Below are 18,662 nucleotides of genomic sequence, written 5' to 3' on the forward strand. Positions count from 1 at the left end.
CTCGACAGATGGCGGCGCGGACGTCGGGTTCAAGGGCGCGGGCGGAAAATAGTTGCCCGGACAGCGCGTGCAAGCCAGACCGGGCTGGCCCGGTCATAATGTCCAACGCCTTCCCGGAGAGTCCCATGCCGTCGCTATCCCGCTTCACGCGGAACCTCGTCGCCCTCGTCCTGCTGCTCGCCACGCTGCCCGCGCTCGCCCAGGATGCCGAGGACGGCCTGCTGCCGGTCACCCAGGCGTTCCAGCTCACCTCCGATGCCAGCCAGCCGGGCACGGTGAAGCTGCACTGGCGCATCGCGCCGGACTATTACCTCTATCGCGGGCGGATCGTCATCAAGCCGACCGACCCGGCGACCCTGACGCTCGGTACCCCGGCGTTACCCGACGGACTGAAGAAGCACGACGAATACCTGGGCGACGTGGAGATCTACCACGGCGACATCCAGGCCACCGTGCCCTATACGCTGGCCGATGCCGCGACGAAGACGGTGGCGCTGGACGTCCAGTACCAGGGCTGCCACGAGGTGGAGCCGAAGATCTGCTACCCGCCGCATACCGAGCACCTCAAGCTCGTCGTCGGCGCCCCCTCGACGATCCCGGCGGCCCATACGGCGGCGCCGGCGACAACGACGGCAGCCACGGCACCCGGCGCCGGCGCCGCGCTGCTCGGCAAGCCCGCCACGCTGCCCGGGACGGATGCCCAGGCCCTCCCGGCCGACCAGGCGTTCCGCTTCGAGGCGCTGGTCAAGGGTGGCAACGCCCTGCTGCTGCGCTGGACGATGCCCAAGGACTATTACCTCTACCGCGACAAGACCCAGATCAAGGTCGTGTCGCCCGCCGGGGTGACCGCTGGCGAGCCCGACTGGCCCAGCGGCACGGCGCACCACGACGAGCATTTCGGCGACACCATCGTCTACTTCGACCAGGTGGAACTGCCGGTGCCGCTGGCAGGCGCCGCAAAGGACGGCAAGCTCCAGCTCGAGGTGGCCTACCAGGGCTGCCTGGAAAACGGCATCTGCTATCCGGTGATGACTCGCCGCCTCGATGTCGACCTGGCCACCGGCGCCGTCGTCGTCGCCGCACCGGCCAGTGCGACGACCGGCACGCCGGCGACGAAACCCGCCGACGTCGCTCCGACACCGCCGCCCAAGGACCTGGTCCCGGCCGGCACGGATGCACCGGTCGGCATACTCGCCGCGATCGGCCTGGCCCTGCTCGGCGGCCTGGTCCTGAACCTGATGCCCTGTGTCCTGCCGGTACTGTCACTGAAAGCCATCACCGTGCTGGAAAGCGGCGAAAGCCCGGCTGCGGCGCGCAAGCACGCCCTCTGGTACACCGCCGGCGTGCTGGTCGCCTTCGCCGCCCTGGGTGTCGTCATCGTCGGTATCCGCGCGGCCGGACACGGCATCCAGTGGGGTGCGCAGTTCCAGCAGCCGGTCGCCATCGGTCTGCTGGTCTACGTCATGCTCGCGGTCGGCCTGTCGATGTCGGGCGTGTTCGAGATCGGCGGGTCGCTGGGCAACCTGGGCAGCGGCCTGGCCTCGCGCTCGGGCCCCTCGGGCGACTTCTTCACCGGCGTGCTCGCTGTCGTGGTGGCCAGTCCGTGCACGGCGCCGTTCATGGGCTCGGCCATCGCGTTCGCGTTCGCCGCGTCCGTGCCCGTCGCTTTCCTGATCTTCCTCGCCCTGGGCCTGGGCCTCGCCCTGCCCTTCCTGCTGATCGGTTTCGTGCCAGCCATCGCCCGGCTGCTGCCGCGACCGGGTCGCTGGATGGAGACGCTGAAACAGGCGCTGGCCTTCCCGATGTACCTCACCGCCGTATGGCTGCTGTGGGTGCTGACCAAGCAGCGCGGGGCCGATGCGACGGCGCTGGTGCTCGCCGGTGCCGTGCTGCTGGCGATGGCCTTGTGGTGGTACGGCCGCAGTCGCCGCGCGGGGCTGTCGTGGGTATTCACGGCCTTGCTCACCGCCGGCGCGCTGGCCGCGCTGTGGATGGTGCACGGCTTGCCGGCCGCCACCGCGTCGGCGACGGCGACCGACGGCTCGGTGCCTTACTCGCCGGCCAGGCTGGCGGAACTGCGCGCGGCCGGCACGCCCGTGCTGGTCGACATGACCGCGGACTGGTGCATCACCTGCAAGGCGAACGAGAAAGCCGTGCTGGACACCGATGCGTTCAAGGACCTGCTCAAACGCACCGGCACCGTCTACATGAAGGGCGACTGGACCGACGTGAACCCGACCATCGCCGCTTTCCTCGAGCAATACCATTCCGTGGGCGTGCCGCTCTACGTCGTCTACCCCAAGGGCGGCGGCGACGGCAGGAAGCTGTCCACGGTGCTCACCTACGACACCGTGGCCGGGGCGCTCGATACCGCGTCGCACCCATGACCCGCGGGCCGACGTTCTGGATCGTGGTGCTGGCCATTGCCGGCGCGGCGCTGGGCGGGTATGTCGAGCACCGTCTCCAGGACCCGCCACCGCCCGAGGGCGTGACGGTGGCCGGGCCGGGGGACCTGCCGCCCGATGCCGTCTACGTCGGCCTGGACGGCACGGCGCATCGCCTGTCCGAATGGCGCGGCAAACGCATCCTGGTCAATTTCTGGGCGTCGTGGTGCGCGCCCTGCCGTCGCGAGATGCCCTTGCTGGACGCTGCCCACGACCGCACGGGCGCGCGCGCCTCGGGCGTCGTCATCCTTGGCGTGGCCGAGGACACCGCAACGGATGTACGCCGCTACCTTGCGCAGCAGCCCGTTGCCTATCCGATCCTGCTGATCGACGGCCAGGCACCCGGCGGGTCGCTGTCGCTGGGCAATACCCGCAGGGTGCTGCCTTACAGCGTGCTCATCGGCGAAGACGGCCGCATCCTGAAACGCCGGGTGGGCGCGCTCAGTCAAACCGATATCGACGCGTGGCTCGCACCCTGACCCCACGGAGACCCTTACCCATGGACCCCATGCCCACCACCGACGAGACGATCGAGGCCACCCGCCAGTGGCTCGAACGCGCCGTCATCGGCCTGAACCTGTGCCCCTTCGCCAAGGCAGTGCACAAGAAGAGCCAGGTCCGCTTCGTGGTCAGCGACGCCGAGCAACCGCTGCCATTGCACGACGAACTGGTCCGCGAACTGAAGTTCCTGCGCGACACCGATCCGGAAATGGTCGACACCACGCTGCTGATCCATCCCCGCGTGCTGGGCGACTTCATGGACTTCAACGATTTCCTGGAGATCGCCGACGACACCGTGGCGGAGTTGTCGCTGGACGGCCAGATCCAGGTCGCCAGCTTCCATCCGGACTTCCAGTTCGAAGGCACGGCCCCCGACGACATCACCAACTACACCAACCGCTCGCCGTTCCCGACCCTGCACCTGCTGCGCGAGGCCAGCATCGACCGCGCGGTGGCCGCGTTCCCGGACGCGGCAAGCATCTTCGAAGCCAACATGGCAACCCTGGACGCACTCGGCCACGACGGCTGGCGCGCACTCTTTCCCAAGCCCTGACCATACGGCGGCGTCTGGAAAGTCGCTATCTCCAGCGAACTGCGCCGATCTTCACCGAACTGGACAAGGCCGGACGACAGGCGCACACTGCGCGGCGTTCCGGAACTCCGGACCCAAGGCAGGTGAACAGTGGCCAGGATCCTCGTCCTTCACGGACCCAACCTCAACCTCCTCGGCGTACGCGAGCCCGCGGTGTACGGGCGCGAAACGCTTGCCGACATCAACAACTCGCTGCAGGCGCGCGTGCAGGGCACCGGCCACGACATCAGCTGGTTCCAGTCAAACGCCGAGCACGAGCTGATCGCTCGGGTCCACCAGGCCCGCGACGAAGGCATGGCCTGGATTCTGATCAATCCCGCCGCGTTCACCCATACGTCGGTGGCGCTGCGCGACGCCTTGTCCGGCGTGGCCATCCCGTTCATCGAGATCCACCTGTCCAATCCGCATGCGCGTGAGCCGTTCCGCCACCATTCCTACCTGTCCGACATCGCCGCCGGCGTGATCTGCGGCTTCGGCGGCGACAGCTACCGCCTGGCGCTGGAAGCGGCGTTGCTGCGCCTGGCCGTGCCCGCCGCCTGACACCCCCTTCGCGGCGCGCCTTCCGGCGCCCGCACCTCCACCACCGACTAAGGGTTGCCCCATGGACCTGCGTAAGATCAAGAAGCTCATCGACCTGCTCGAGGAATCGAACCTCGCCGAGCTGGAAATCAAGGAAGGCGAAGAAGTGGTTCGCCTGTCGCGCGTGCCCAAGGGCACCGCCGTCGCCCAGCCGATGTACGCGGCACCGCCCCCGCCGGCGCCTGTCGCCGCCGCACCGGTAGCCGCCGCTGCCGCGCCCGCTCCGGCCGCCGAACCCGGCCTGCCGGCCGGCCATGTCGTCAAGGCGCCGATGGTCGGCACGTTCTACGCGGCCTCCACCCCCGGCTCACCGGCGTTCGCCAGCGTGGGCCAGCAGGTCAAGGCCGGCGAGACGCTGGGCATCATCGAAGCCATGAAGATGTTCAACCAGATCGAAGCCGACGTGGCCGGTACGGTCGTCGCGGTCCTGGTCGAGAACGGCCAGCCGGTCGAATTCGACGAACCGATGTTCGTCATCGCCTGAGGCCACACCCATGCTCGAGAAGGTCGTCATCGCCAATCGCGGCGAAATCGCGCTGCGCGTGCTGCGCGCATGCCACGCACTGGGCATCAAGACGGTCGCGGTGCATTCCACCGTGGACCGCAACCTGAAACACGTCGGCTTGGCCGATGAATCGGTGTGCATCGGCCCAGGCCCCTCCGCCGAAAGCTACCTGAACATTCCGCGGATCATCGCCGCCGCCGAGATCACCGACGCCGCCGCGATCCACCCGGGCTACGGCTTCCTGTCCGAGAACGCGAACTTCGCCGAGCAGGTCGAGCAGTCGGGCTTCATCTTCATCGGCCCCACCGCCGACGTCATCCGCCTGATGGGCGACAAGGTCGAGGCGATCCGCGCCATGAAGGCCGCCGGCGTGCCGTGCGTGCCCGGCTCCGGTGGCCCGCTGGGCGATGACGTGGACGAGAACGCGCGTATCGCGCTGGAGATCGGCTACCCGGTCATCATCAAGGCGTCCGGCGGTGGCGGCGGTCGCGGCATGCGCGTCGTGCGCACCGAGGCCCACCTCGCCAACTCCATCGTCATGACCAAGCAGGAAGCCAAGGCGGCTTTCAGCAACGATCAGGTCTACATGGAGAAGTTCCTGGAAAATCCGCGCCACGTGGAGATCCAGGTGCTGGCCGACGGCCAGGGCAATGCCGTCCACCTTGGCGAACGCGACTGCTCGATGCAGCGCCGCCACCAGAAGGTGGTGGAAGAAGCCCCGGCACCGGGTATCACGCCGGAACTGCGCGCGGAAATCGGCAAGGTCTGCGTCGATGCCTGCCTGCGTATCGGCTATCGCGGCGCGGGCACGTTCGAGTTCCTGTTCGAAGGTGGCCGTTTCTACTTCATCGAGATGAACACCCGCATCCAGGTGGAGCATCCGGTGACGGAGCTGGTCACCGGCATCGACCTCGTGCGCGAGCAGCTGCTGATCGCCGGCGGTGAGAAGCTGTCCATCCGCCAGGAAGACATCGTGCTCACCGGCCATGCCATCGAGTGCCGCGTCAACGCCGAAGACCCCGACACCTTCATGCCCAGCCCCGGCACGGTGAAGCGTTTCGAGGCGCCGGGCGGCCCGGGCGTGCGCGTGGATACCCACCTGTACGATGGCTACCGCATCCCGCCCAACTACGACTCGATGATCGGCAAGATCATCGTGCACGGCCCCGACCGTGCCACCGCCATCGCGCGCATGCGCATGGCGCTGAACGAGACGGTGATCGAAGGCGTGAAGTGCAACATCCCGCTACAGCAGCGCATCATGGCCGACGTCGGCTTCCAGCTCGGTGGACAGAACATCCACTACCTGGAAAAACGCATGGCCGAACAGAAGGAAACGCCGCCCTCGGCGTGATACGAAAATCCCGCCAACCGGCGGGATTTTTTTGCATGCGCACCGGCAACCCTGCCACAACGGCAACGGCGACCGTCGTAGGAGCGCACGGATCCCCTGGGCGATCAACGCTTGCGGAGGCCGCTGATGCGAACCCAATCCTCCAGCTGGCGGATTTCCAGGTTGTCGAACCATTCGGCGTAGCGCGTGAGCAGTTCCTCGTGCTGGCCGAAGAGGATGCCCGAGAGAGCGAACGGCGCACCAGGCTTCACGGCCGCGGCGAAGGTCGGCGCGAGTTCGCCGAGGGGGCCGGCAAGGATGTTCGCCACCAGCACATCGGCAAGTTCGACCGGCGCCTCGCCTGGCAGGTAGACGGCCAGGTCGGCCTCCACGCCGTTGCGTTCCGCGTTGTCGCCCGACGAGACGATAGCCTGCGGGTCATTATCGATGCCCACCGCGCGCGCGGCACCCAGCTTCAGGGCCGCGATGGCGAGGATGCCCGAGCCGCAACCGAAGTCCAGCACCGACTTGCCGGCCAGCTGCTGGCCGTCCAGCCACTCCAGGCACATCGCCGTGGTCGGGTGCGTGCCCGTGCCGAAGGCGAGGCCGGGATCGAGACGGACGACTACGATGTCGCCATCGACCGGCGGTTCGATGTTCGACGGATACACCCAAAGGCGACGACCGAAAGGCATCGGCTTGTAGTCGTCCATCCAGACACGCGTCCAGTCCTGGTCGCCCACGTCGCGCCATGCGATCTGCGCGGGCTCGATGAAGGGCAGGTCGTCGGCGATCGCTGCCGTGAGGCCGCGACGATCGACGTCCGCCTCGAACAGCGCGTTCAGCACGATCTGGTTCCACAAGGGCAGTTCGCCCACGCCCGGCTCGAAGATGGCTTCCTCGTCGGGCGTTTCGGCATCCGCATCCTGCAAGGTGATGGACAGCGCGCCCAGGTCCTCCAGCGCGGCTTCGACGCGCGGCTGCTCGGCGGCGCGGATCGTCAGGGAAAGTTCGAGCCAGGGCATCGTGTGGCCAATCGGTGGATGGGGGAGACGATTCTAGCGGGCCCGCACGTTATGATCGAACGATGTACACCCAGTGTCCCGAGTGCCTCACCGTCTACAAGCTCGACGCCGCGGCGCTCGTGCCCGCCTGCGGCTGCGTGCGTTGCGAGCATTGCGACACGGTGTTCAACGCGCTCGGCACCCTGGCCGCGCAGCTGCCGCCCGAGCCGTTCACGCGACTTCAGGAACATGCGCTGGACCGCGAGCCGCCGACGGCCGGCGTGGCGGTGTTCCGCCCGCGCGCGCTGCCCGACGAGCCTTTGCCGGCCACTCCCGCGCCCACGGACGACGAGCCGGGCGAAGAGTCAGGTGACGACGCCACCGACTTCTCCGGCCTCACCTTCACGCCGCGGTTCGCGCGGCGGCCTCGGCGTTCCTGGCGCACCGCCATGTGGGTGGTCATCTGCGTGGCGCTGATGCTGGGCCTGGGCGCGCAGCTGGCCTGGGCCAAGCGCGACGTGCTCGTCGCCGATCCCACCATGGGCCCGCTGCTGGCGGCGGGTTGTGCCGTTGTCGGCTGCCACCTCCCGCTGGTCGCGGCGCCGTCCCAGCTCCGCCTGCTGGCGCGCGATGTCGAGCAGCATCCCTCCGTGCGCGACGGCCTGCTGATTACCGCCAGCGTACGTAACGACGCCTCGTTCGCGCAGCCCTACCCCGTCGTCACCATCGTGCTTGCCGACGCCAACGGACAACGCCTGGCCATGCGCCGATTCCAGCCGGCGGATTACGTCGGTGACACGGATGTCCGCGAGCGCGGGCTGCCGGGCGGCGCCACCACCGCGATGGTGTTCGAGGTGCAAGACCCGGGCCAGCGCGCGGTCGCCTTCGCGTTTTCGTTCGACTGAACCGGCAAATAAATTTTCTTTTTGCAAGCCTGCACTTCACCGCCCGGGACGAGTACACTCGGTTCCCTTCGCGACGTCAGACCCCCGTTCACGGCGTGTCCCAGTCGTAGCCCAAGCGACCATCATCATCAAGAACCGACCGAGGACCCGCGCCCCGGCCTGCGAGAGGGGAATGCCTTGAACGCTGTGAGACTGACTGCCGGCGAGGCCGCCAACGAGACCTCCATGCAGAGCGCCCTCAGCGAATGCGTCAGCCGCACCGTGCTTCGTTACCTCGCCGACATCGGCGACACCGAAGGCGGTGAAGGCCTGCATGCCCTGGTCATCCGCGAGGTCGAAGGCCCGCTGCTGCGCGAGGTGCTGGCCTTCCACGAAGGCAACCAGAGCCGCGCCGCCGTCGCCCTCGGCATCAATCGTGCCACCCTCCGCAAGAAGCTGGCGGCCCACGGCCTGTCCTGAGTGCCGCCACGGCCAAGCCGCACGGCCATCCGGGCGGCTATAATGGAGCGCTTTTAAGCCCCGGAAGTGCCCATGCCCACGCCCGATCTCGTTCCCGTACGCCGCGCGCTCGTCAGCGTTTCCGACAAGCAGGGCCTGACGGAACTCGGCCGCCGCCTCGCGGCCGCGAACATCGACATCCTCTCCACCGGCGGCTCCGCCAAGGCACTTCGCGACGCCGGCATCCCCGTGCGCGACGTGGGCGATCTCACCGGCTTCCCGGAAATCATGGCCGGTCGCGTGAAGACCCTGCACCCGCGCGTGCACGGCGGCCTGCTCGGCCGCCGCGGCACCGACGACGCTGTGATGGCCGAACACGGCATCCTGCCGATCGACCTGCTGGTGCTGAACCTGTATCCGTTCGAACGCACCGTGGCCGATCCCGCGTGCTCGCTGGACGACGCGATCGAGAACATCGACATCGGTGGTCCCGCCATGTTGCGTGCCGCCGCCAAGAACTGGAACGACGTCGGCGTGCTGACGGACCCCGCGCAATACGACGCCGTGCTCGCGGAGATCGAAGGCCAGGGCGGTTTGTCCCGCGCCACGCGTTTCGCGCTCTCGGTGGCTGCGTTCAACCGGGTGTCCAGCTACGACGCGGCCATCAGCGATTACCTGTCTGGCGTCACCCTCGACGACACGCACACCGCCGTCGCCTCGCGCGCCGAATTCCCGCAGCAGTCCAACGGACGCTTCGTCAAGGTCATGGACCTGCGCTACGGCGAAAACCCGCACCAGTCCGGCGCGTTCTATCGCGACCTGTACCCCGCGCCCGGCACGCTCGCCACGTTCCGCCAGCTGCAGGGCAAGGAACTGTCGTTCAACAACATCGCCGATGCGGATGCCGCGTGGGAATGCGTGCGCCAGTTCGATGCGCCGGCCTGCGTCATCGTCAAGCATGCCAACCCCTGTGGTGTCGCCGTTGCCGCCGATCCGCTCGCCGCGTACGAACTCGCCTATGCCACCGATCCCACCTCGGCCTTCGGCGGCATCATCGCGTTCAACCGTCCGCTGGACGCGGCCACGGCGAAGGTGATCCTTAAACGCCAGTTCGTCGAAGTGCTGATCGCCCCGGCGGTGGATGCGGGCGCGGTGGAGGAAGCGACGAAGAAGGCGAATGTGCGCGTGCTCGAGATCCCCCCCGGTGATGGCCGCAATACGCACGACGTGAAACGCGTCGGCTCCGGCCTGCTGGTGCAGACCGCCGATCATCGCCAAGTGGGCCGCAACGAGCTGACCGTGGTCAGCAAGCGTCAGCCCAGCGCACAGGAAATCGACGACCTGCTGTTCGCCTGGCGCGTGGCCAAGATGGTCAAGTCCAACGCGATCGTCTACGCGAAGGACAACCGCACGGTGGGCATCGGCGCCGGGCAGATGAGCCGCGTGGTCAGCGCGAAGATCGCCGGCATCAAGGCCGAGGAAGCCGGCCTTACGGTGCCCGGCAGCGCCATGGCCTCGGATGCGTTCTTCCCCTTCCGCGACGGCATCGACGCCGCCGCCGCCGCGGGCATCCGTGCGGTCATCCAGCCCGGTGGTTCCATGCGCGACAGCGAAGTGATCGCCGCCGCGGACGAGAACGACATGGCGATGGTGTTCACGGGCGTGCGTCACTTCCGGCATTGAGGTCCTGCACCGGGTCGCGTCTCAGCGCATAGCGCCGCGCCAGCACCGCGCAGGTCATCAGCTGGATCTGGTGGAACAGCATGATCGGCAACACGATCAGCCCCAGCGGGTGGCCGGCGAACAGCACCTTCGCCATCGGCACGCCCGACGCCAGGCTTTTCTTCGAGCCGCAGAAGACGATGGTGATCTCGTCTTCCGCGGCGAAGCCGAGTGCCCGCGCCCCGTAGCGCGTGACCAACAGCGCACAGGCCAGCAGCACGATGTTCACCACCACCAGCCCGCCCAGCACCGGCGGCGGCAACTGGTGCCACAGACCTTGCAGCACCGCCGCGCTGAACGCGGTGTAGACCACCAGCAGGATCGAACCGCGATCGACATAGGTCAGCAGCGTGGCGTGCCGACGCACCCAGCCACCGATCCAGCGCTGCGCCACCTGCCCGGCCACGAACGGCACGAACAGCTGCAGCACGATGGCCCCGACCGAGTGCCACGACAGACCGCCCTGCCCGGTGCCGGCGATCATCGCGCCGACCAGCAGCGGCGTGATGAAGATACCGAGCAGGCTCGACGCGGACGCCGAGACGATCGCCGCGGGCACGTTGCCCCGCGCGATCGAGGTGAACGCGATGGACGACTGCACGGTGGAGGGCAGCGTGCACAGGAACAGGATGCCCAGGTAAAGGTCCGGCGTCACCAGTGGCGACAGGATCGGCTTCAGCAGCAGGCCCAGCAGCGGAAACAGGATGAACGTGCTGGCCAGCACGGTCAGGTGCAGGCGCCAGTTCGTCATGCCCGCCACCACGGCCTCGCGGGACAGCTTGGCGCCATGCAGGAAGAACAGCAAGGCAATGGCAATGTCGGTAACCACCTCGAACACACCGGCTGCAGCGCCGCGGCAGGGCAGCAGGCTGGCCAGGATCACGGTGGCGATCAGGGACAGGGTGAATCCGTCGGGAAGGAAACGGCGCATGGCGATGGGCCTGGGGGTATCGAGAGACACCCATTTCAGCGCTGACCGCTTGATAAGGCAAATCGTTTTATCTGATCCGGTGATACATTAATCGCATGAATGTCTCCCTGCGCCAGTTGCGTGCGTTTCTCGCCGTCGCGGACCAGCGGCATTTCCGGCGTGCGGCCGAGTCACTGCACCTCACCCAGCCGGCCGTCAGCCGCCTGGTGGCCGACCTGGAAAGCGAACTGGATGTTCGCCTGTTCGACCGCAGCACCCGCGAGGTCGTGCCCACCGAGGCCGGCCGATACCTGGAACAGGCACTGGCACGCGTGCTCGACGAACTGGACGGCGTGCTGGCGCATGCGCGCACCCAGGCCGATCCGTTACGCGGCCGTGTCCGCCTCGCCGCGGTACCCACGCTGGCGGCTGGGCTGGTGCCACCCTGCATCGCCTGGTGCGCGCGGCACCACCCGGCGCTGGATATCATCCTGCGCGACCAGAACCAGGCCCAGGTGCTGGATGCCGTACGGGGTGGCGAGGTGGACTTCGGCCTTACGGTGGAACCGGCCACGGTGGAGGAATTCGACACCGAGACCCTCATGCAGGACCCGTTCGTCGTGGTCTCGCCACCGGATCATGCCTTCGCCACGCGTCGCACCGTGCCGTGGGCGGCCTTGGCCGATCAGCCGCTGGTGCTGCTGGATCATGCGTCGGGCAGCCGCCGCCTCATCGATGCCGCGTTCGCGAAGGCGAACATCCCCATGCGGGTGGTACTCGAGGTCGGTCATCCCCATACCGCCTTCCGCATGGTGGAAGCGGGGCTCGGCATCACCGTCACGCCCCGGCTTTCGCTGGACGCCCTGCGTTCCGGACTGGTCACCGCGCCGCTCACGCCACGCCGCGGCCGCGCGGTGACACTGGTGCGGCGTCGGGCACGCTCGCTGTCGCCCCCGGCGCAGACGGTATGGGAAGCCTTTCGCGACATCGCGCTCACGCGGACTTAAACGGGCGTTGCGCATGCTCCGCGCTTTACCGCAGGAGCCCGCCGATGAGCTACGCGCTTTATTACTGGACCGGACTGCAGGGCCGTGGCGAATTCGTCCGCCTGTGCCTGGAGGATGCCGGCGCCACGTATACCGATGTGTCACGCATCGAGGGGGACGACGCGATGACGCCCTTCCTCGAAGGCCAGCACGAGGGGGCGCTGCCGTTCGCGCCGCCGTTCCTCAAGTCGGGCCACCTGGTGATCGCACAGGTCGCCAATATCCTGCAGTACCTCGGCCCGCGGCACGACCTGGTGCCGGACAGCGAGTCCAGGCGCCTGTACGCCCATCAACTCCAGCTGACCGTGAGCGATATCGTGGCCGAGGCGCACGATACGCATCACCCCGTATCCACGGCACAGTATTACGAGGACCAGCGCGACGAGGCGAAGAAGCGCGCGAGGGATTTTCGCGAGCTGCGTATTCCCAAATACCTGGGCTATTTCGAGAAGGCACTGGAGCGTGGCGGCGGCCGGTTCGTGCTGCACCAGCATTCCTACGTCGACCTGTCGTTGTTCCAACTGATGGCGGGCCTGGAATACGCGTTCCCTAAAGCCATGGCGAAGCAGGAGCTGCCGTTGCTGCGCGACCTGGCCCGGCGTGTGGCGGACCGCCCGAACATAGCCGCCTACCTGGCCTCCGATCGCCGCGTGCCATTCAACACCACGGGTATTTTCCGCCACTACCCCGAACTGGACGGCTGAGCGGCCTACCAGGCATCGCCAGCGTCACGCCCCCCGATCCAGAGAGCATGACGCTGGGGCCCATCGGTCAATTCCTGTCGACGGGCTTGGGCGCCGCGCCCCATTCGTACACCTTGTAATAAACCGGATTGACCGGACCGTTCTTCGGGTCGTTGTGCAACTTGCCATCCGGGTCGGCCATGTACGTCTGTGGCACGCCGTTCTTGGGCGTCACCACGACCATGAACAGCCGGCCACCGGTACGGTATTCCTCAACACGGTCGTCGCCCTGCTGGCGCACGGTCACCTGCGGCGCCTGCTGGCCGCGCGCGTCCACCGCGCCGTGGTCCTGCATGGCCGGCAGGTCCACCGGAGAGCGAACGCCCTGGGCATCGGAGGTCGCCGGGGTCGACTTGCCCTCCTGCGCCTCGTCGTAGGTGACCGGGCGGTCCACGGGCTTCTGGCCCGAGCGGTCCGGCTCACCGGGTTTGACGCCCGGATCGTTCAGGCCCGGCGGCGGCGGCAGCGGTGCGAATTTCGTGGCGGTCTGGGCGAAGGCGGGCAGCGCCAGGGCGAGGGCAAGCGCAGCGACGAGGATGGGCGAGCGGTTCATGGGAAGTCTCTCCTGGCGGGGTGCCGAGAATAGCAAGGCGACAGCGGCTTTCCACGTGAACAAACCCTGCGCGACCGGCCATGAGAGAATCCAGGGATGCCTACACTCACGCTCATCGACGGGTCCTCGTACCTGTACCGCGCCTTCCACGCGCTGCCGCCCCTGACCAACGCCTTCGGCGAGCCCACGGGCGCACTGTTCGGCATCGTCAATATGTTGCGCACGACGATGAAATCCGGCCCCGACTACGTGGCGTTCGTCTGCGACGCGCCCGGGCGCACGTTCCGCGACGATCTCTACCCCGAATACAAGGCCAACCGCCCCTCGATGCCGGACGACCTGCGCGCCCAGGTCGAGCCCATGATGAAGATCGTGGGGGCGCTCGGCTTTCCCATCCTGTGCGTGCCCGGCGTGGAAGCGGACGATGTCATCGGTACGCTGGCCCGCCAGGCCGCCGAGCAGGGCATCGACACGATCATTTCCACGGGCGACAAGGATTTCGCGCAGATGGTCGGCAAGCACACGCTGCTGATCAACACCATGACCAACACCACGCTGGATACCGACGGCGTGATCGCAAAATTCGGCGTGCGCCCTGAACAGATCGTCGATTACCTCTCGCTCATGGGCGACAGCATCGACAACGTGCCGGGCGTGGAAAAATGCGGCCCGAAAACCGCCGCCAAATGGCTGGCCGAGTACGGCAACCTCGACGCCCTGCTCGCCAATGCCGACAAGATCGGCGGCAAGATCGGCGAGAACCTGCGCGCGGCCATCCCGCGACTGCCGCTATCGCGAGAACTGGTCACGATCCGCACCGACGTGCCGCTGGAATTCGCCCCTGTGGACCTCGCGCTGCGCGATCGCGACGTGGACGCACTGCGCGAGCTGTATGCGCGCTACGACTTCAAGGCGGCACTGAAGGATCTCGACGCCGGTGTCGATGCGCCGGTGCGCGGTGCCGGGGCCACCGCCGCTTCGCCGGCCGGCGCTCCCGTCGCCGCCCCGACGCGTCGCTGTCGCGCGCGGGCGAGTACGAACTGGTGCTCACCGAGGCCCGTTTCGCTGCGTGGCTGGAGAAGCTCGAGACCGCCACGCTGATTGCCTTCGACACGGAAACCACCAGCATCGATGCGATGCAGGCGGAGATCGTCGGCGTCTCGCTCGCGGTCGAGCCGGGCAAGGCGGCGTACATCCCGCTCACCCACGATTATCCCGGTGCGCCGACGCAGTTGCCGAGGGAGCACGTGCTGGGCGCGCTCAAGCCGATCTTCGAAGACCCGCGCCGTCGCAAGGTGGGCCAGCACGGCAAGTACGATATCAACGTGCTGTCGCACTATGGGATCGAACTGCGCGGGCTGGCACACGACACCATGCTGGAGTCGTACATCTTCAACGCCACTGCCACGCGCCACGACATGGATTCCCTGGCGCAGCGTTACCTGGGCTACACCACGATCAAGTACGAACAGGTGGCCGGCAAGGGCGCCAAGCAGATTCCGTTCTCGCAGGTGGACTGCGACACAGCCTGCCGCTACGCCGCGGAGGATGCCGACATCACCCTGCGCCTGCACCACGCACTGTGGCCGAAGCTGGAAGCCGAGCCGTCGCTGCGTGATGTCTACCAGGACATCGAGATCCCGCTGGTGCCCGTGCTGGCGAAGATGGAACGCACCGGCGTCTTGATCGATGCGCACGTGCTGCGCCTGCAGAGCCAGCAGCTGGGCAAGCGCATGCTCGAGCTGCAGACGCTGGCCCATGCCTCGGCGGGTCACGAGTTCAACCTGGATTCGCCCAAGCAACTGCAGGCCGTACTGTTCGACGAACTGGGCCTGGCCGCGAAGGTCAAGACACCCACGGGCCAGCCGTCCACGAACGAGGAAGCGCTGGAGGCGATCGCCGAGACCCACGAGCTGCCGCGCCTGATCCTGGAGTACCGCGGCCTCGCCAAGCTGCGCTCCACGTACACCGACAAGCTGGCCGGCATCGTCAATCCGCGCACGGGCCGCGTGCACACCAGCTATCACCAGGGCGCCGTGGCCACCGGCCGGCTGAGTTCGTCCGACCCCAACCTGCAGAACATCCCCGTGCGCACCGAGGAAGGCAGGCGCATCCGCCAGGCCTTCGTCGCCCCGCCCGGCTGGCGCATCGTCGCGGCCGATTACTCGCAGATCGAACTGCGCATCATGGCCCACCTGTCGGGTGACGAAGGCCTGGTGCGCGCCTTCCGCGACGGCGGCGACGTGCACCGCGCCACGGCGGCCGAGGTGTTTGCCGTGCCCGCGGCGGAGGTGACCACCAACCAGCGTCGCGCCGCCAAGGCGATCAACTTCGGCCTGATGTACGGCATGAGCGCCTTCGGACTGGCCAAGCAGCTCGGCGTGGACCGTGGCGAAGCGTCCGATTACATGGCCCTGTATTTCGCCCGCTACCCGGGCGTGCGTGCCTTCATGGACGCCACGCGCGAGCAGGCGCACCGCGACGGCTTCGTCCAGACCCTGTTCGGCCGCCGCCTGTACCTGGACAACCTCACCTCCCGTAACCAGGCCTTCCGTGCTGGCGCCGAACGCGCGGCCATCAACGCGCCCATGCAGGGCACCGCCGCGGACATCATCAAGCGCGCCATGATCGTCGTGGCCGCGTGGATCGCCCCGCGCGACGACGTCCGCCTGCTCATGCAGGTGCACGATGAACTGGTCTTCGAAGTACGCGAGGACGCGGTTGACGAGATCCAGGCCGGCATCGAAACGCACATGACGGCGGCCGCCACGCTCAGCGTGCCCTTGCAGGTAGACATCGGCGTGGGCGCGAACTGGGACGAGGCGCACTGAGCCTACCGACAACCGGTTGATTGGGAAGGGAAAATAATTATTCCCCAACTTTCTTTCGGTCAGACTGAAACTTTGTCCGTATTCGGGCGTCTATATATTCGGGCGCACGCAACGGCGTCCCATCGGTGGGTTCCACCTCCCTGGGACCACCCTCAGGACGACCCGATCATCCCCTGGATCGGGTTATCCACCCCACCCCGGCGGCTCCCCTGGCCTCCGGGGTTTTTTTTGTTCAGAACGCGTGAAAGGGGCATGTCCCGAGGCCGATACCCGAGCCGCCACTCACGGATTGAGCGGGACCCAGCGTTTGTCGACCTTCGCGCACACATGATCGCCACCGCTCGGGCAGAGACCGAGCCGGCCCGCCGTCTGGGCGGCGTTAATCTGCTTCACCCAGCGCGTGGCACGCGATGCCTCGTGTGCTTCCCATAGCGCATAGCCCGCGACGCCGATCAACGCGACCGACCCCAGCGCCGACACAGCGAACGCCTTCCACGCAAAAGCCGCCTGCAGCTTGCCCACCGAAAGCATGCGCGCCTCAAGCCGCTGGGCCGCACCCTCCAGCCGACGTTCCGATGCGCGCACCACCTCGCTAAATCGCTCGATCGCCTTACGGGTGCCGCCGTCCAACGCGTCGCTGGCCGCGCGATGCACGCCCGCCGATACCTGCTCCGAGGCCGCCAGCGATTGTTGTGCCTGCAGGCCCATGGCCTGGCTCGCGCGCATCGTCTCGCGTGCCACCCCGTCCATGCGCTTCTCAATCCGGTCCGTCACCGCCGCCAGTTTCACCGTCAGCGACCTCACATCCTTTTCGTCCATGTATCGCTCCTTACATCGTCATACTCATTACCGGACCCTGCTGAGCCTGTGCTTGTGCCTGTGCCTGCTGCAGGGCCAGATCCTGCTGGCGATTCGCTTCCTGGCCGGCTTGCAGGAACGCCTGGCCCTCCGGGGATTGCAGGTATTCCTGGCCAATCGTTTCGAACGCCTTGTCGTCGTTGGCAACCGTTGCCGCGTAGAGACGTTCAAAGGGATCGTCGCTCACGGCGGTGAGTGGACGATCGAACGTTCCGAAAGGCGCCTGCGTCCAATCACGTTTTGGAAGCTCCCGTGAGATCTCTTTGTTCAGATCACTCCCGGGCACGGGATCATGGATGGTACGAAAGTCGTTCGGCGTGAGGATCGGTAGGTAACTGTGCTTCCCATCCACCCCATGTGGCTCGAGGTGACCGATGTGCCCGTGCGTGCGCTGGATGCCAGCATGATTCAACGCGGCCCACGTGTAGTCCACGCAATTGTTTCGAATGTCTTTGTAGGTCAGGTCGAAGCCGAAGCGGTCGGGGTTCTCGCCAAACTCATGCAGCTTTTCGTACTGGTCTTTTGATATCTCCATTGTTCGCTCAAAGAACGGATCGACATACCGCTTTTCGTCGTCGTCAAACGGCTTTCCAGGTCCATTGATGTCGCCGTGTTCTACAGGGGCAAATCCCCAGCTTTCTCTTTGAATTCCGTCACTTATGGCGTAGAAAACATGGCCCGGCACTGATTTATCCATAGCCGAGACATCCACTGCAGCAGGTCCATAATCTGCGCGAACCGGTGTTCCGGGCGCGGCAGCGTAGATAGTCACCGTGTATCGTCGTGCATCCATAATCGCTCTACTTTCCATGAGGGAATTCGCGCTCGACTGTCAGCCATGTCGGGATTGCTTCCAAAATAGGCATGTCTGCGACTGTCGATACCTCGACTCGATAGCGCCCGTAATCAGGAAACCGGAAAGACACGACCTCCCGGTGCGCAACGCCTTTGAGGTACCCACTTGAAGATACGTAAGCGATGTCGGTCCCTCGCTCATGCATCGTCGGTGGAAACGAAAACGTCCTAGTGCCAACGTCATAAGTGAAGTCGCCATCGTTGACGACGATTGGAATTTCACCTCCCTCCGTCTCATGAAAGACATGGACTCGAAGATAGAGCTTGACCTTGGGCGGGTATCCACGCATTTGTTCAGCAGGACCACCCTCGCTTTCGTCACGGAAGTAAAATCCCACCATGTAAACATTGTCGATGTTCGCGCTGGCTCGTGTAACGGTTATGGGAATGGTCACCGACCGCCCTACCTTGCTTGCATCAAACGGCACACATGCAAGGGGAGGAAACGACTCGTTGTGACAACCCCCGACACACCACGCAAGACCAAGGACCATCACCAGTCGTATCAAGCCGCGCATCAGCACCTCATTCCTTGGGCCAGAGCCCGCCGCTCGGCCAGGTCGTCTTGATCGACCCGATGCGTCAAAGCCCGCGGCGCTGCTGCGGACACTGTGACGATGTACTTCCTTGCATCCATCTAGTCTCCTTACTTGCGCAACCTGTATTCGCGTTCGACCGTCGGCCACGATGCGATCGGCTCAATATCGCCAGTTCGGCTACCGCTTCGACATTGACGTCCTCATACTGCCCTCCGTTGCCGAGTCGAGAAGCATGCCGATAAGCCGGCACCCTGTAAACACCTAACATATTGAGAAATATGGACATTGAGAGTGTTCTCACGAA

The 18,662-nt window shown here is 66.4% G+C and carries 17 protein-coding genes and 1 pseudogene; 12 read left to right on the forward strand and 6 right to left on the reverse strand.

Annotated elements, in window-relative coordinates; all coding sequences use genetic code 11:
* Positions 1 to 125: 125 nt before the first annotated feature.
* The 6 genes from FA89_RS02580 (at position 126) to accC (ending at position 5,975) form a co-directional block, all read left to right on the forward strand.
* Positions 126 to 2,387 (forward strand): protein-disulfide reductase DsbD family protein, encoded by a 2,262-nt coding sequence (locus tag FA89_RS02580; RefSeq protein WP_036137919.1) that lies wholly within the window; start codon positions 126 to 128, stop codon positions 2,385 to 2,387.
* Positions 2,384 to 2,923 carry a TlpA family protein disulfide reductase gene (locus FA89_RS02585; RefSeq protein ID WP_036137921.1) on the forward strand — a complete coding sequence of 180 codons (540 nt, stop codon included), beginning with the start codon at positions 2,384 to 2,386 and terminating at the stop codon, positions 2,921 to 2,923. The genes FA89_RS02580 and FA89_RS02585 overlap by 4 nt, the downstream gene beginning before the upstream one ends.
* Positions 2,924 to 2,943: 20 nt before the next feature.
* A complete protein-coding gene (locus FA89_RS02590) occupies positions 2,944 to 3,498 on the forward strand; it encodes a DUF1415 domain-containing protein (RefSeq protein WP_036137923.1) in 555 nt (184 codons plus the stop codon).
* A 129-nt stretch (positions 3,499 to 3,627) separates the two neighbouring features.
* Complete coding sequence (aroQ, locus tag FA89_RS02595; RefSeq protein ID WP_036137924.1) at positions 3,628 to 4,077, forward strand: type II 3-dehydroquinate dehydratase; 450 nt, start codon at positions 3,628 to 3,630, stop codon at positions 4,075 to 4,077.
* 61 nt (positions 4,078 to 4,138) lie between these two features.
* Positions 4,139 to 4,600 carry an acetyl-CoA carboxylase biotin carboxyl carrier protein gene (gene accB, locus FA89_RS02600; RefSeq protein ID WP_036137926.1) on the forward strand — a complete coding sequence of 154 codons (462 nt, stop codon included), beginning with the start codon at positions 4,139 to 4,141 and terminating at the stop codon, positions 4,598 to 4,600.
* 10 nt (positions 4,601 to 4,610) lie between these two features.
* A complete protein-coding gene (gene accC / locus FA89_RS02605; RefSeq protein WP_036137929.1) occupies positions 4,611 to 5,975 on the forward strand; it encodes an acetyl-CoA carboxylase biotin carboxylase subunit in 1,365 nt (454 codons plus the stop codon).
* 104 nt (positions 5,976 to 6,079) lie between these two features.
* On the opposite strand, the gene prmA is transcribed toward accC, so the two are convergent.
* Positions 6,080 to 6,979 carry a 50S ribosomal protein L11 methyltransferase gene (prmA, locus tag FA89_RS02610; protein ID WP_036137931.1) on the reverse strand — a complete coding sequence of 300 codons (900 nt, stop codon included), beginning with the start codon at positions 6,977 to 6,979 and terminating at the stop codon, positions 6,080 to 6,082.
* A 62-nt stretch (positions 6,980 to 7,041) separates the two neighbouring features.
* On the opposite strand from prmA, the gene FA89_RS02615 reads away from it, so the two are divergent.
* The 3 genes from FA89_RS02615 to purH all read left to right on the forward strand — a co-directional run bounded on the left by FA89_RS02615 (position 7,042) and on the right by purH (position 9,984).
* Positions 7,042 to 7,863, forward strand: coding sequence for a zinc-ribbon and DUF3426 domain-containing protein (locus FA89_RS02615; RefSeq protein WP_036137933.1), 822 nt, complete (start codon positions 7,042 to 7,044; stop codon positions 7,861 to 7,863).
* Positions 7,864 to 8,040: 177 nt separating this feature from the next.
* Positions 8,041 to 8,322, forward strand: coding sequence for a helix-turn-helix domain-containing protein (locus FA89_RS02620; protein WP_369926472.1), 282 nt, complete (start codon positions 8,041 to 8,043; stop codon positions 8,320 to 8,322).
* Positions 8,323 to 8,394: 72 nt separating this feature from the next.
* Entirely contained in the window at positions 8,395 to 9,984 is a 1,590-nt protein-coding gene (gene purH, locus FA89_RS02625; protein ID WP_036137935.1) for a bifunctional phosphoribosylaminoimidazolecarboxamide formyltransferase/IMP cyclohydrolase, read from the forward strand.
* On the opposite strand, the gene FA89_RS02630 is transcribed toward purH, so the two are convergent.
* The gene (locus FA89_RS02630; protein ID WP_036143522.1) at positions 9,956 to 10,960 is read right to left on the reverse strand and encodes a bile acid:sodium symporter family protein; all 1,005 of its coding nucleotides are present in this window, start codon (positions 10,958 to 10,960) and stop codon (positions 9,956 to 9,958) included. The genes purH and FA89_RS02630 overlap by 29 nt on opposite strands.
* 89 nt (positions 10,961 to 11,049) lie before the next feature.
* On the opposite strand from FA89_RS02630, the gene FA89_RS02635 reads away from it, so the two are divergent.
* A complete protein-coding gene (locus FA89_RS02635; protein WP_036137937.1) occupies positions 11,050 to 11,940 on the forward strand; it encodes a LysR family transcriptional regulator in 891 nt (296 codons plus the stop codon).
* A 44-nt stretch (positions 11,941 to 11,984) separates the two neighbouring features.
* Positions 11,985 to 12,683, forward strand: a complete 699-nt coding sequence (locus tag FA89_RS02640) for a glutathione S-transferase (protein ID WP_036137939.1) — start codon at positions 11,985 to 11,987, stop codon at positions 12,681 to 12,683.
* A gap of 67 nt (positions 12,684 to 12,750) precedes the next feature.
* Here FA89_RS02640 and FA89_RS02645 read toward each other — a convergent pair whose 3' ends face one another.
* A complete protein-coding gene (locus tag FA89_RS02645; protein WP_036137941.1) occupies positions 12,751 to 13,275 on the reverse strand; it encodes a DUF2782 domain-containing protein in 525 nt (174 codons plus the stop codon).
* A gap of 96 nt (positions 13,276 to 13,371) precedes the next feature.
* On the opposite strand from FA89_RS02645, the pseudogene polA reads away from it, so the two are divergent.
* Positions 13,372 to 16,106: pseudogene (gene polA, locus FA89_RS02655) on the forward strand (DNA polymerase I).
* A gap of 282 nt (positions 16,107 to 16,388) precedes the next feature.
* Here the strand turns inward: polA and FA89_RS02660 are convergent.
* From FA89_RS02660 to FA89_RS19980, 3 genes are read right to left on the reverse strand one after another with little or no spacing between them, the layout of a single operon-like run.
* Positions 16,389 to 16,925: a hypothetical protein gene (locus FA89_RS02660; protein WP_036137948.1), complete on the reverse strand. Its 537-nt coding sequence runs from the start codon at positions 16,923 to 16,925 to the stop codon at positions 16,389 to 16,391.
* Between the two features lie 10 nt (positions 16,926 to 16,935).
* On the reverse strand, positions 16,936 to 17,736 hold the full coding sequence (locus FA89_RS19075; protein WP_185754205.1) for a hypothetical protein: 801 nt from the start codon (positions 17,734 to 17,736) through the stop codon (positions 16,936 to 16,938).
* 28 nt (positions 17,737 to 17,764) lie between these two features.
* Complete coding sequence (locus FA89_RS19980; protein ID WP_185754206.1) at positions 17,765 to 18,214, reverse strand: hypothetical protein; 450 nt, start codon at positions 18,212 to 18,214, stop codon at positions 17,765 to 17,767.
* Positions 18,215 to 18,662 lie beyond the last annotated feature (448 nt).

This window comes from Luteibacter sp. 9135 (genome assembly GCF_000745005.1).
GTDB lineage: Bacteria > Pseudomonadota > Gammaproteobacteria > Xanthomonadales > Rhodanobacteraceae > Luteibacter.